Raw genomic sequence first — 12,512 nt, 5'->3', positions numbered from 1 at the left:
AAGCCGGCTGGAATGGGCCGGCTTGAGGCAGTTAGTTTAGTTCAATGTCTCCAGAGGTTGTACGAACTTTTAAACGGTTAGAGGGGCTATCACCTACATAACCTACAACACGGTGCTCTGTCTTTTCTTTATACAGGATGTGGTCGAGATTGACCGCAGCATCACCTGAGTCAGCCTGAAAATCCACTGCCAAAGATGCAGGTTCTTTCTGATACCCTACTGACACACTTCCGCTCGTAGTGACGATGTCGACCTCTTCGTTCTGATGATCCTGAAGAAGATCAATATCCCCGGAAGTTGTCTTATAGTTCACCTTTTCAGCTGTTGTGTGGCTGCTTTTTATTGATCCGCTTGTTGTCTTTACCTCACCTTGGCCGAATGAATTTTGATCAGTTTGAACATCTCCGCTCGTTGTTTTTAGCGTCAGCTCGTTTTCGATGCGTGTATGCTTCAGCTCAATATTTCCTGATGTAGAGTCAGCAGCTGATTGATCCGTTTGCGCATTTTCTATCAGAATATCGCCAGAGGTTGTCGTTACGGTTATCTCATCATACTTCTTTTTCGGAATCGTGATTGTGATTTTCATATCCTTTTCGCTGCCCCACGGTATAAAAGAGATGATATTCTCGCGTGCTATTTGATTGATTGTTAATGATTTTCCATCTTGGGTCACATCGAACAGCTTTTTGCTTTTATCACTGACTTGTCCTTCAGCAGCTACCTGAATATCATCCGTTTGCCCGCTTTTGACCTCTGCATTCATCGAGCTCGTTGCTACCTCAATTTTTTTAATATCTGCAGGATCATAAGTTTCGGCAGCTTTCACCTCTTCTTTTGTAAAATCCGAGGCAGCTGCAGAGATGACAGCTCCGATTACCCCGACTGCAAATACTGCGATCAATCCTATTATGATTTTTTTCATGTCTGCGCCCCCGTCACCAGCTTTAAATTATATCTGATATATCGTAAACTCACGCTATACAGCAGCTTTCCTATATGCCACAGCCCTATACAAGATAGCAGTCCCAGACTGCCAAACATGAGTGATAAAAAGAACTCCAGCATCATGTGCGTATTCATTTGAAACATCACCATGCCGACAAACATAATTGGTGATACAGAGAGTGCAAGCGCTGCCCCGCAGAAACCTACGTACACTCCAAAAATGCCAATAGCTGGTCCCAGCACAAAAATCAAATTCAAGATGCTTATCGCTGCTGCTGAACATGCCATCTGGAAGAGGTTCTTCTTAGGGCGCTGCACTGCTGGAGCAGTTTCCGTCACATCTGGCACCAATTCCTTTGCAATTTGTTTTGGGGAGCCGAGTTCCCTGATAATGTTCGCTTCCGGCCTGCCTTCTTTCATCCCTTCGGTAATATGTTCCTCAAAATCAAATAAGATCTCATTCCGCTCTTCTTCAGAAAGCGGCTGTAACGCTTTACTTAACTCCTGTAAAAACTGTTCTTGATTCATCGTTCTCCTCCCCTTGCCGTATCAATGATTTGGTTGACGGATGCTGTGAACTGATCCCATTCTGCCAGCAGCAATTTCATTCGCATGACACCAAGCTTTGACAACGTGTAATATTTTCTGGCAGGCCCTTCAGAAGACGGAGCCATATATGTTTCTAAATACTCCTCTTTCGTCAGTCTTCTTAGAAGAGGATATAAGGTGCCTTCAGCAATAGCCATATACCGGGAAATGTTTTGAGACAGCTCATATCCGTATTGGTCTTTTTCAGCAATACATACAAGCACACATAACTCTAATGCTCCCTTTTTAAATTGAGCATTCATGATCAAATCCTCCCTGCGGCCCTAATTTTGTTTATATTTTCCACCATCCCTCACATGGTAACATCCGCTACTGAACATTACAAGGTACTGAATCATATTTACTAAGAAAAAATAAAAAACCGGAGACAGATCTCCGGCTCATGTTGCTATTATGATTGTTTTTGCAGACGGATCACATTCCATGAAAGCGGCGTGAAATGTGCGGTTAAGCCGTTTTCGCTGACAGACGATGTTCCGTTGGAATGCGGGACGACATTTTTTCTGTTATGCTGGTTTGTCGCTTTAATATCCTGATGCTCAAGTACGATATGCTCTGCGATTTGATACGATTCAAAGCCTCTGAGGGAAATTTCAGTTTCCATTTGATCTTCAGCTTTGTTCACCGCAAAAATCGTCAGTGTTTCTTCCTCTTCAGAATATACGACAGCGGCGTCAACATACGGCACATCAGTAAAATCAGAGCAGTCATACTTCGGTGAAGAAATAAGCGGTTGCAGCGACTCTCCTCGGCCGTAGACAGAAGCATGCATGTACGGATAGAAAATCGGCTGTCTCCATGCTTCTCCGCCTTTTTCCGTCATGATTGGCGCGATGACATTTACAAGCTGTGCAAGACACGCGATTTTCACACGGTCTGCGTGCTGCAGCATCGTAATGAGCAATGAGCCCACCAATAAGGCATCTTCAAAGTTATAAATATCTTCTAAAATAGGCCGCGCAGTAATCCACGGTTCTACTTTTTTATCAGCTTCATTTGAGTGATACCATACATTCCATTCGTCCAGAGAGAGATTGATTGTTTTCTTGCTGCGTGTTTTTGCTTTTACATAGTCACAGGTTGCAGCAACAGATTTAATAAAATGATCGAGATCCATGGAACGAGCCAGATAGTTTGGCAGATTGTTATCCCGGTTTCCGTAATACGTATGGAGAGAAATATAGTCGACATGCTCGTACGTATGCTCCAGCACCTTTGCTTCCCAATCGATAAAGGTCGGCATGCCGCTGTTTGAGCTGCCGCAGGCAACAAGTTCAATTGATGGGTCAACCCATTTCATGACCTTTGCCGTCTCCGCGGCAAGCCGTCCGTATTCGTCAGCTGTTTTGTGGCCGATCTGCCACGGGCCATCCATTTCGTTACCCAGGCACCACGTTTTGATGCCGTACGGCTGCTCATAGCCATGCGATCTTCTCAAATCACTCCAGTAAGAGCCTTTCGGATGGTTGCAGTATTCTACGAGATTGCGGGCAGCATCTATCCCTCTCGTGCCGAGGTTAACAGCCATATTGACTTCTGTGTTCACCTTTTTTGCCCAAGTTAAAAATTCATTCGTTCCCACTTCATTGGTTTCTGTCGTTTGCCATGCTAAGTCAAGGCGTCTCGGGCGGTTCTCGACAGGTCCGACGCCGTCCTCCCAATTATACCCTGATAAAAAGTTTCCGCCCGGATAGCGGATGATCGGAACCTGCAATTCCTTGATTAACGCCTGAACATCCTTGCGAAACCCGTTTTCATCAGCCTGAGGATGATCAGGTTCATATATGCCTTCGTATACAGCACGCCCCATGTGCTCGATGAACGACCCGTAAATCCGTTTGTCGACTTCACCAATTTTATATTCTTTGTCCACAATCACTCTCGCTTTTTTCATTACACGTTTCCTCCTTCATTATCCTTTGACTCCGCCTACTGTCAGGCCGGAGATAAAGTATTTTTGGAAAAACAAGAAAATGATAATCACCGGCAAAATGGCAAATACTGAGCCGGATATGAGCATGTCATAGTTGTTTCCGTAAGGGCTAAGCAAGCTGGACAGCCCGATTGGAAGCGTAAACATTTCTTTCGACCGAAGCACAATCAAGGGCCATAAGAAGTTGTTCCAGCTGTTTAAAGACTGGAGAATAATCATCGCTCCGAATGCCGGTTTCATCAGAGGCGCCATAATCCTGAAAAAAATGCCGAATTCCGTACATCCGTCCATCCTTGCTGAATCCAGCAGATCTTTCGGAAGGCCGAGTGCATATTGCCGGAAAAAGAAAACAGCTACAGGCGAAACGATAAACGGCAAAATGACACCCGTATACGAATCGATCAAATGCAGTCCGACTGTAAGCTTAAACAACGGGAGCATCATCACTTCCAGCGGAACCATCATAATAATCAGCACAAGAACAAAGATGATATTTCTGCCTTTAAATTCATAAACCGCTAGCCCGTATCCGATCATCGACGAGAAAAACAGAGTAAGCACTGTCGTTAATAGACCGAGCACAAGGCTGTTAAAAAACCATTTAAAATAAATGCTGCCGCCGTTAAACAAAAATGTATAGTTATCAAGACTCATCACTTTTGGATCAATGTCAACATTCAGCCCCACCCGCAAAAGCTCAGATGACGGCTTTAATGATCCTAAAAGCAGACAGAAAATCGGGAAAATATACAACAGGCTCAGCATGATAAAAAATAGAGTAAGCGCGATTCTGTACACCCGAAACTGAGGACTGTGCTGCAACATTTACCCCTCCCCCTTAAACGAGCCTGACAGTTTTAATGAAATCAGGCTGACAACAAGTATGACAATCAAAAGGACAATGCCGATGGCCGCCCCGTATCCCATTTCATTGTAAGCAAGGCCCTGCTGATATAAATATCCGACAAGCGTCAGGCCGATATTACCCGGGGAATTATTTTGCCAAAGGACGTAGCTTTCCTCAAACATCCTGAACCCGCCAATGATGCTGATGGTTAAAACGTAGACGGATACAGGCTTCAGAAACGGCAGCGTAATGTGCATAAATTTTTTCAACGTATTTGCTCCGTCAATATCAGCGGCTTCGTACAGCTCTTTCGGCACATTTTGCAGTCCGGCCAAAAAGTAAAGGATGTTAATTCCCATCCATCTCCACGAAGCAAGCAGCACCATCAAAAACATGCCGGTATGTTCATTGTTCATCCAGTTCTGCGGTGAAAAGCCGAGTTTCAATAAAATCGAATTGGCTAAAGATGTTTCCATCTCTCCAAAGATCAGCCTGAAAATGATACCAGCCACAATGGTAGAAGTCAGTGCAGGTATAAATAACGCTGATTTGAAAATGTTTCTGAATTTGACCAGTTTCGAATTCAAGAATATGGCTAACAGCAATGGAACTGGAATCAGCACAATCAGCGTCCAAAACGTATATTCCAGCGTATTAAAAAGGGCGGTATAAAACGTCGGGTTGTTAAGAGCGGTGTAATTGGATAACCCGACAAACGTCACCTCTCCAGGCAATATTCTTTGAAAGCTCATGATGAAGACACTAATGATGGGGTATAGAAAAAAAACAAGAAAGGATAAAACAAATGGCGCTGTAAACAGATAAGGCGCCGCTTTTTTCGAATAAAAAATACCTCGCCAGCCTGATTCTTTCGCAGCCGAAGGAACGGGATGAGCCGTTCCCGTTTTCACAGGTTTCATGAGAACCTCCCCGCTTTCACTTTTTGAATGAGATTCTATTTCTGTTTCAGTTCACCTGCCGCTCTGTCCAAGGCTTGTTTTGGCGTCTTTTGCTGAGATTTGAGCGCGTCGAATAATACGCTTCTGTTGACAAGGTCTGAAGCCTTGGCAAAATCCTCATGTAAATAAATCGGATTGATTTCATCCTTGATATCGAGCAGCACAGAAAAAATGCCTGTTCCGTTTTGGAAGTAATCCGTGTATTGGTTTTTCTCTTTCAATTCCTTGGAGCTCCAGACATCCCAGCGAAGCGGATCGAACCCGAGCACACTCCAAAGCTTTTTGTTTCCTTCTTCAGAACCCTTCGCAAAGGCGAGAAACTCTTTCGCTAATTCGACATGTTTGGCCTGCTTTGGCACAACGGTGGCTGTGCCGCCCAAACCCGCTGAACGGTCGCCTCCTTCTTTCCATGCCGGAAGCGGCCGAATGGCAATCTTCCCTTTCAGATCAGGCATATAATCTATGAATCTTCCCATATACCAAATCGGCATCAGAACAGAAGCCGCTCCGCCTTGGTTCATAAAACCGTAATATTCTTCACTGTGATGCCCGCCGCCTGGTGCAGCGATCATTGTTTTATCATTAATCATGTCTTTTAAATACTGAAGCGTTTTTACGTTGGTGTCATTATTCAGGATCAGCTTTCCATTTTTATCAAAATACCCTGAGTTTTGCTGTGAAATCATTGATAAAAATGTTGCTGAATCATTTGTTTCCACCGTTCCCATTGGCTTTCCGGTCGCTTTGCGCACTTTCTGTCCGGCTTTGCGGTAATCATCCCATGTTTTAATATCATCCGGGTTGATGCCGGCTTTTTTCATAATATCCATGTTATAGAACATAACTGTCGTTCCTACATGAGTATCCAGCCCGTATAGCTTGCCGTTTTTGCTGTACAACGTAAGACGCGCCTCTACGAATTTATCCCGGTCCTTTTCAATAAGCGGGGACAAATCGGCAAGCGGCACATCGGTGCCCTTCAGAAAGTTTGAAAACCGGGCCAATTCTACATCTGCAATGTCAGGCACGCCTTCCCCGGCGATTAAGGAAATCGACAGATTATCGTGCATTTGGCCATACGGATAGACGACCGTATTCAGTTTAATTTGACGGTCAGGATATTTCTTGTTCCACTCTTTCACCATTTCCACATAAAACTGCTCATGAAGTCCGTTAAATGTCCAAAAAGTCAGCTCCGTTTCACCCGGTTTACCGGATGACCGTTCCGCTGAACACCCAGCGATAAATAATGTCAAAACCATCATGAGCGCAAGAAAACAGACAGTCATCTTTTTCATCTATGTTACCCCTTCCATTCGAGGTGCGGGCTATTCATAAAGACCATGATTGACAAGCGTTTTGTTTTCATTGATGAGCCTTAATCCGGTGCAGCGGTCTCTTAAGGTGTGTGCGTGTCTGAAGGCATTTTTGACGGAATCCTGCCCGACACCGATTTCGTCAAAATACGCAGGGCCTCCGGCAGATTTCAGCCAGCCGGCCAGCTTTTTTCCTTCCGGCAGCGTTTCATAAGCCGATTGAATGACTTCCCGCTGACGCGGAGAAAATTCGTTCAGCCCTTCGGCTTGGATCAGCTTTCTGTACGTGTCAGTCAATAAAACGGCCGCACAGCCCACTTTTGCCCCATGGAGAATCTGAGGCCGTTTTTTCTCCATTAATTCCATCTCAATCCAATGGGAAATATGATGCTCCCCTCCTGAAGCAGGACGGGAATGATCCAAAGCCAGCATGACAAGTCCTGATACAATCAAGGACTCCATCAGGACCCGGATGCCCGTTTCCGTTTTCATCGCAATGTCTTCAGCGTTTTCGATACAGGCATCAAGTGCTTCTTGTACGAGCTTTGCGCCTGTTGATGAATATGGCTCACCAGCGAGCTGATGAGAAATGTTCCAATCAGCCAGAGACGTCATTTTGCCTAGCATATCCCCAAATCCAGCCGCCACCATAGGCTGCGGCGCCGATTTTAAGATGTCAAGATCAGCAAACAGCGCGGACGGGGCCTTCGTTTGGATGGTGGTTTTCGTACCGTATAAAATAATGGGCGCACCGGCTGATGTAAATCCGTCAACGGATGGGGCGGTCGGATAAGAAATAAACGGCAGCCCCCTCTGGAAGGCGGCAAAACGCACAATATCATGGATAGTCCCCGAACCGACTGCGATCATGATATCTGTTGATTTTTTCGTATGGACCAGCACATGAATGAGTGACCGTTCATCTGCCGCCACATCTCCCGCTTCATTTTCCGGAATGATCAGACACTCCGCCTGAAGCCCTTCCTTTATCAAGCGATCTTCTAACTCGATCCCCGCTATACGGTGCGTATTCCGATCACAGACAAGGACGATACGCTGATCATTCTTTCTTTTTACATAATCCAACAACCGATCGGCTGCTTGTTTTTCTAGAACAATTTCTTCTACTTCTACAGGAAATGTCATCTCCCCCGCGTGTTCAAAAGCACGCTGAACGTCAGCTGCGATATGATTCATAGCAGAATCCCCTCCTCAGCCAGTTTGGTTACATCCTTAATCGACTCCAGTACATAATCCGGCGTATACAAATGCTGTTCACCCGGTTTCGCTGAACCAGTCAGCACTAAAGCGCTCTTCATGCCATACAGCTTTCCCGCTGCGATATCAGATTCAATGCTGTCCCCTATAATCATACATTCATGTGCAGAAAGCCCCAGCGCAGTACAGGCAGCCTCCGCCATCAGCCACGATGGCTTTCCGACGACAAGCTCCGTCTTCGCCTGAGCAGAAGCTTCTATCGCCCCTATCATTCCGGCGACGTCGATGGCATTCCCCTCCTCATTAGGAAAATAGCGGTCTTTGTTCGTGGCAATTATACGAGCGCCTGCGGCGGCCGCTTTAAAGGCTTGATTCAAGTCTTCGTAGGTGAGTGTTTCATGAAGCGAGATGACAAGCCAATCCGCCTCCTTCGGTTCATCTGCTGTCTGGACGCCTGCCAGCCTCAGTTCATCAATCAAGCCCTGTTCTCCAAGCACCCATACCTTTGAAAAACGGTAGTTCCTTTTTAAAAAGGCTGCTGTCACACTTGATGACAGGACAATTTCGTTTACATCTGCACCTATTCCGGCACCAAGCAGTTTTTTTCTGCACATGGCACGGGAGATATTTCCCCGGTTGCTCAAAAAGACGATTTTCTTTCCCATATTTCGAAGTGTACTGATGGCTTCTCTTGCTCCATCGATCAGTTCGTTTCCTCTGAATACGGTACCGTCCAAGTCAATCAGAAAACCGGCCGGTGATACTGCGGGATTATGACTGGCCATAATACGCATTTGCTCCGTGTTTTCGATAAAAGTGCTTTTCGTGGAGAACAGTATTGATCGGGTTGACATTCTTGTTCAGCATCATAGAGTGATACGCCATTTCCGCAACCGTTTCTAACACCACCGCGTTATGAATGGCGTTTAGGGCATCTGTGCCCCAGCAGAATGGGCCGTGGTTATTAACGAGCACACCCGGCACCTGTTCGTACTTATGGTGCTGAAAGGTCTCCGCGATCACTTTGCCTGTATTCAGTTCGTAGTCATGAATGATTTCTTCATCGTACATTTCACGTGTACACGGAATCGCACTGTCGAAATAATCGGCATGTGTCGTGCCTAAAGGGGGTATGTCCCTTCCGGCTTGCGCCCAGCTTGTCGCCCATTGAGAATGGGTATGGACAATCCCGCCGATATTTGGAAACGCGTTATACAAATAAACATGAGTGGGTGTATCAGAAGAAGGTTTGAGCGAGCCTTCTACGACCTCACCTTCCAAATTCAAAACAACCAAGTCATCGGCTGTCAGCTCGCTGTATTCGACTCCGCTCGGTTTAATGACGATTAACTCTTTTTCACGGTCAATACCGCTCACATTTCCCCACGTAAAGGTCACCAGCTGATGCTCTTGAAGCTTCAGGTTGGCAGCCAGCACCTCTTTTTTTAACGTTTCAAGCATGCTCATCACCCTTTATGAATTCTTTTGTGCGGCAGATGAAAATTGAAGATTTTTTATCGTTTTCAGACGCTTCATGACATGATTCTCTTTTCCGAAATATTGAACAAGCTCTTTATATTCAGCGTATAGCTTTTCATATACGGCGGCATGCTCAGCATTTGGCGTATATGAAATATCTTTCAGTTTCCCCATGTGCGCCGCTGCCTCTGTGACATCATCATAGCCGCCGTTTTCTTTACCGGCCGCAAGCGCGCCGAAAATGGCAGATCCTAAGGCAGGGGCTTGCGGTGAACCTGAGATTTTAATATCCATGTTTGTGACATCCGCATAAATCTGCATGACAAACGGGTTTTTTTCAGCAATACCGCCAGCTGCGTAAAGTTCTTCAATTGGCACTCCGCTTTCTCTAAATGTTTCAATAATCATCCTTGTGCCGTATGCTGTTGCTTCAACTAACGCACGGTAAAGCTCTTCGGGTTTCGTCAGCAGCGTCATGCCAAGCAGCATCCCCGTTAGATCAGCATCAACAAGGGTTGAACGGTTTCCATTCCACCAATCCAGGGCAAGGAGGCCGCTCTCCCCCGGCGCCTGCATGTTTGCCTTCTCGCTCAGCAGCTCGTGAATGCTGACATTTTTTTTCTCCGCTTCGTCTTTATAGGCTTGCGGGACACACGTTTTCACGAACCATTCAAAATGATCGCCCACACAGGACTGTCCGGCTTCATACCCCGCAAATCCCGGAAGGATGCCGTTGTCCACAACCCCGCACATGCCGGGCACAATGTTTACCTCGTCTCCTAAGAGAACGTGGCATGTTGAGGTTCCCATAATCATCAGCATTTTTCCTGGTTCTGTGATACCGACAGCCGGAACAGAAACATGAGCGTCAACATTCGCAACAGCAACTGCTGTGCCCGGAAGGAGACCGGTCAGCTGTGCCATTTTTTCCGTCAGCCCGCCTGCTTTTTCCCCTACTGAGTGAATCGATCCCGCTAACTTATCTTTTGTAATCGTTTTCATTGCAGGGTGAAGTTTTTCAAAGAAATTCTCTGAAGGATATCCCGTTTTTTCACTCCAAATCGCTTTATAACCAGCTGTGCAGTTGCTTCGCTTCAGCGAGCCGCACAGCTGATACACGATCCAGTCAGCTGCTTCGATCATCCGATCAGCTGCTTCATAAATGTGCAGCGCTTCTTCGGCAATCTGCATCACCTTCGGAATCATCCATTCTGATGAAATCTTTCCTCCGTAGCGCTGTAAAAAAGCTTCCCCTTCTTCTTCGGCGATTTGATTGAGCCGATCAGCATGCTTTTGGGCGGCGTGATGCTTCCAAAGCTTCACATAGCTGTGCGGCTCCTCTTCAAATTCCGGCAGCATACATAATGGCTGTCCTTCACTGTCGACAGGCAAGATCGTACATGCCGTAAAATCAATTCCGATCCCGATGATCTCTTTTGGATCAACACCAGTCTGTTCAAGTAATGATGGAATCGTTGTTTCCAAGACTTCCAGATAATCTGCCGGATGCTGAAGCGCCCAGTCCCGCGGCAGCTTTTGACCCGTTTTGGGAAGGACGGTATCAATGACGGCGTGTGGATATTCTTTGACAGCCGCTGCCAGCTCTTCTCCAGTTTTGACGTGAACGAGCACCGCTCTTCCTGATAATGTTCCGAAATCAACACCTATTGTGTAAGCCAAGTGACATCCTCCTCTCTACTTTTGAAGCCTGTAAAGCGCCTCGTTCCATTTCAATTCATGTTTCAGCTTGTGAATCGATGTATCGCGAGAAATCAAGATACTTTCAACCCCCGCCATTTCCGCCCAATCCATCAATTGCTCCGCTGTCAATTCGTAAGACAAGCAGGTATGGTGTGCGCCGCCGGCTAAAATCCATGCCTCTGCCGCTGTTTTTAATGAAGGCTCAGGCTTCCAGAGAACGCGGGCGACAGGCAGATTCGGCATATCTTTCTCGATTTCCTGTCCGTTTACCTCATTGAGCACGAGACGGAAACGCCCTCCGATATCAACCAGACTCGCTTGAATGGCTGATCCGCTGATGCCATTGAATACAAACCGCGCCGGGTCACCTTTGCCTCCGATAGACAGCGGATGTACTTCAATTTTCGGCTGATCCAAAGCAACTGTCGGGCACACCTCAAGCATGTGTGAGCCAAGAATCATTTCATTTTCAGGTTCAAAATGGTACGTATAGTCTTCCATGAAGGACGTTCTTTTACCTTCAGCCATGATTTTCATCATCCGGACGAGAGCAGCCGTCTTCCAATCACCTTCTCCGGCGAACCCGTAGCCTTTTTCCATCAGCCTCTGAACGGCCAGCCCAGGCAGCTGTTTCATTCCGTGCAGCACTTCAAATGAAGTCGTAAAAGCCGTGTATCCGCCTTGTTCAAGAAAAGCGGTTAGACCAAGTTCAATTTTCGCCTGTTCTTTAATGGACGCTATCTTTGCTTCGTCTCGTTTCGTTTCCTCGCTGATGACATAAAGCTTGTCATACTCTGCATAAAGTGTTTCGACCTCATCGTCAGAAATTCCATTCATCACTTCGACAAGATCCCCGATGCCATAGCCGTCAACCTGCCAGCCGAACTGGATATGCGCTCCCACCTTGTCTCCGTCCGTTACTGCAACATGGCGCATGTTATCTCCGAATCTGGCAACCTTGATATGTCTGCTTTCATTTAACGCAGCCGCCGTATTCATCCACTGAGAAATTTCTTTCTTTACCTCTTCATCATCCCAATAGCCCGCGACAACTTTACGGCTCAGCCCCATACGAGAATTGATGTACCCGTACTCGCGGTCGCCATGTGCGGATTGGTTGCTGTTCATAAAATCCATGTCAATCGTACCCCATGGAATATCGCGATTATATTGAGTATGCAGATGCATAAGCGGTTTTTGATAAGAGGAAAGGCCTTCTATCCACATTTTTGCAGGAGAAAATGTGTGCATCCATGTAATAATACCGGCGCATGTCTCACTGTACTCCGCTTCTCTTAACAGATGTCTGATGGTTTCCGAGGAAGTTACAACAGGTTTATGCTTAATTTTATATCTGGAAGAAATGCCGCTAAGCCCCTCACAAATGCTTTTTGCATGCTGGTCTACCAGCTGCAGCGTTTCTTCTCCGTATAGATGCTGGCTTCCTGTTACAAACCAGAATTCATAATCTCTTGTCTGAAGCATGTTAACTGCCCCTTTCTTAT

12 protein-coding genes are annotated in these 12,512 nt (G+C 46.2%); all 12 read right to left on the bottom strand.

The genetic code is table 11. The features are described 5' to 3' along the window. Positions 1-31: 31 nt before the first annotated feature. The 12 genes from CJU60_RS15600 to araA all read right to left on the bottom strand — a co-directional run bounded on the left by CJU60_RS15600 (position 32) and on the right by araA (position 12,492). The gene (locus CJU60_RS15600; RefSeq protein WP_095714252.1) at positions 32-922 is read right to left on the bottom strand and encodes a DUF4097 family beta strand repeat-containing protein; all 891 of its coding nucleotides are present in this window, start codon (positions 920-922) and stop codon (positions 32-34) included. Further along, entirely contained in the window at positions 919-1,473 is a 555-nt protein-coding gene (locus CJU60_RS15595) for an HAAS signaling domain-containing protein (RefSeq protein WP_024122420.1), read from the bottom strand. The genes CJU60_RS15600 and CJU60_RS15595 overlap by 4 nt, the downstream gene beginning before the upstream one ends. Beyond that, positions 1,470-1,796 (bottom strand): PadR family transcriptional regulator, encoded by a 327-nt coding sequence (locus tag CJU60_RS15590; protein WP_095714251.1) that lies wholly within the window; start codon positions 1,794-1,796, stop codon positions 1,470-1,472. Before CJU60_RS15590 ends, CJU60_RS15595 begins: the two co-directional genes overlap by 4 nt. Before the next feature lie 149 nt (positions 1,797-1,945). Continuing rightward, complete coding sequence (abfA, locus tag CJU60_RS15585; RefSeq protein WP_095714250.1) at positions 1,946-3,448, bottom strand: alpha-L-arabinofuranosidase AbfA; 1,503 nt, start codon at positions 3,446-3,448, stop codon at positions 1,946-1,948. Between the two features lie 18 nt (positions 3,449-3,466). Then, positions 3,467-4,312, bottom strand: a complete 846-nt coding sequence (gene araQ, locus CJU60_RS15580) for an arabinooligosaccharides ABC transporter permease AraQ (protein ID WP_044153972.1) — start codon at positions 4,310-4,312, stop codon at positions 3,467-3,469. Beyond that, positions 4,313-5,254, bottom strand: a complete 942-nt coding sequence (gene araP, locus CJU60_RS15575; protein ID WP_095714249.1) for an arabinooligosaccharides ABC transporter permease AraP — start codon at positions 5,252-5,254, stop codon at positions 4,313-4,315. Positions 5,255-5,289: 35 nt separating this feature from the next. Further along, entirely contained in the window at positions 5,290-6,591 is a 1,302-nt protein-coding gene (gene araN, locus CJU60_RS15570) for an arabinooligosaccharides ABC transporter substrate-binding protein AraN (protein ID WP_024122424.1), read from the bottom strand. A 30-nt stretch (positions 6,592-6,621) separates the two neighbouring features. Further along, a complete protein-coding gene (gene egsA, locus CJU60_RS15565) occupies positions 6,622-7,806 on the bottom strand; it encodes a sn-glycerol-1-phosphate dehydrogenase (RefSeq protein WP_095714248.1) in 1,185 nt (394 codons plus the stop codon). Further along, on the bottom strand, positions 7,803-8,621 hold the full coding sequence (locus CJU60_RS15560) for a sugar-phosphatase AraL (RefSeq protein ID WP_095714247.1): 819 nt from the start codon (positions 8,619-8,621) through the stop codon (positions 7,803-7,805). The genes egsA and CJU60_RS15560 overlap by 4 nt, the downstream gene beginning before the upstream one ends. After that, entirely contained in the window at positions 8,599-9,288 is a 690-nt protein-coding gene (gene araD / locus CJU60_RS15555; protein ID WP_024122427.1) for an L-ribulose-5-phosphate 4-epimerase, read from the bottom strand. The genes CJU60_RS15560 and araD overlap by 23 nt, the downstream gene beginning before the upstream one ends. Positions 9,289-9,300: 12 nt before the next feature. Beyond that, positions 9,301-10,986, bottom strand: a complete 1,686-nt coding sequence (gene araB, locus CJU60_RS15550; protein ID WP_095714246.1) for a ribulokinase — start codon at positions 10,984-10,986, stop codon at positions 9,301-9,303. A gap of 15 nt (positions 10,987-11,001) precedes the next feature. Continuing rightward, positions 11,002-12,492: an L-arabinose isomerase gene (gene araA / locus CJU60_RS15545; RefSeq protein ID WP_095714245.1), complete on the bottom strand. Its 1,491-nt coding sequence runs from the start codon at positions 12,490-12,492 to the stop codon at positions 11,002-11,004. Positions 12,493-12,512 lie beyond the last annotated feature (20 nt).

It is taken from the genome of Bacillus sp. 7705b, assembly GCF_002289525.1.
GTDB classification, from domain to species: domain Bacteria; phylum Bacillota; class Bacilli; order Bacillales; family Bacillaceae; genus Bacillus; species Bacillus halotolerans.
This window is presented reverse-complemented; position numbering and strand designations above follow the sequence as displayed.

Bases quoted from the DNA above. Each gene is read 5' to 3' on its own strand.
- CJU60_RS15600 (WP_095714252.1), bottom strand. From the start codon at position 922: ATGAAAAAAATCATAATAGGATTGATCGCAGTATTTGCAGTCGGGGTA.
- CJU60_RS15595 (WP_024122420.1), bottom strand. From the start codon at position 1,473: ATGAATCAAGAACAGTTTTTACAGGAGTTAAGTAAAGCGTTACAGCCG.
- CJU60_RS15590 (WP_095714251.1), bottom strand. From the start codon at position 1,796: ATGAATGCTCAATTTAAAAAGGGAGCATTAGAGTTATGTGTGCTTGTA.
- abfA (WP_095714250.1), bottom strand. From the start codon at position 3,448: ATGAAAAAAGCGAGAGTGATTGTGGACAAAGAATATAAAATTGGTGAA.
- araQ (WP_044153972.1), bottom strand. From the start codon at position 4,312: ATGTTGCAGCACAGTCCTCAGTTTCGGGTGTACAGAATCGCGCTTACT.
- araP (WP_095714249.1), bottom strand. From the start codon at position 5,254: ATGAAACCTGTGAAAACGGGAACGGCTCATCCCGTTCCTTCGGCTGCG.
- araN (WP_024122424.1), bottom strand. From the start codon at position 6,591: ATGAAAAAGATGACTGTCTGTTTTCTTGCGCTCATGATGGTTTTGACA.
- egsA (WP_095714248.1), bottom strand. From the start codon at position 7,806: ATGAATCATATCGCAGCTGACGTTCAGCGTGCTTTTGAACACGCGGGG.
- CJU60_RS15560 (WP_095714247.1), bottom strand. From the start codon at position 8,621: ATGCGTATTATGGCCAGTCATAATCCCGCAGTATCACCGGCCGGTTTT.
- araD (WP_024122427.1), bottom strand. From the start codon at position 9,288: ATGCTTGAAACGTTAAAAAAAGAGGTGCTGGCTGCCAACCTGAAGCTT.
- araA (WP_095714245.1), bottom strand. From the start codon at position 12,492: ATGCTTCAGACAAGAGATTATGAATTCTGGTTTGTAACAGGAAGCCAG.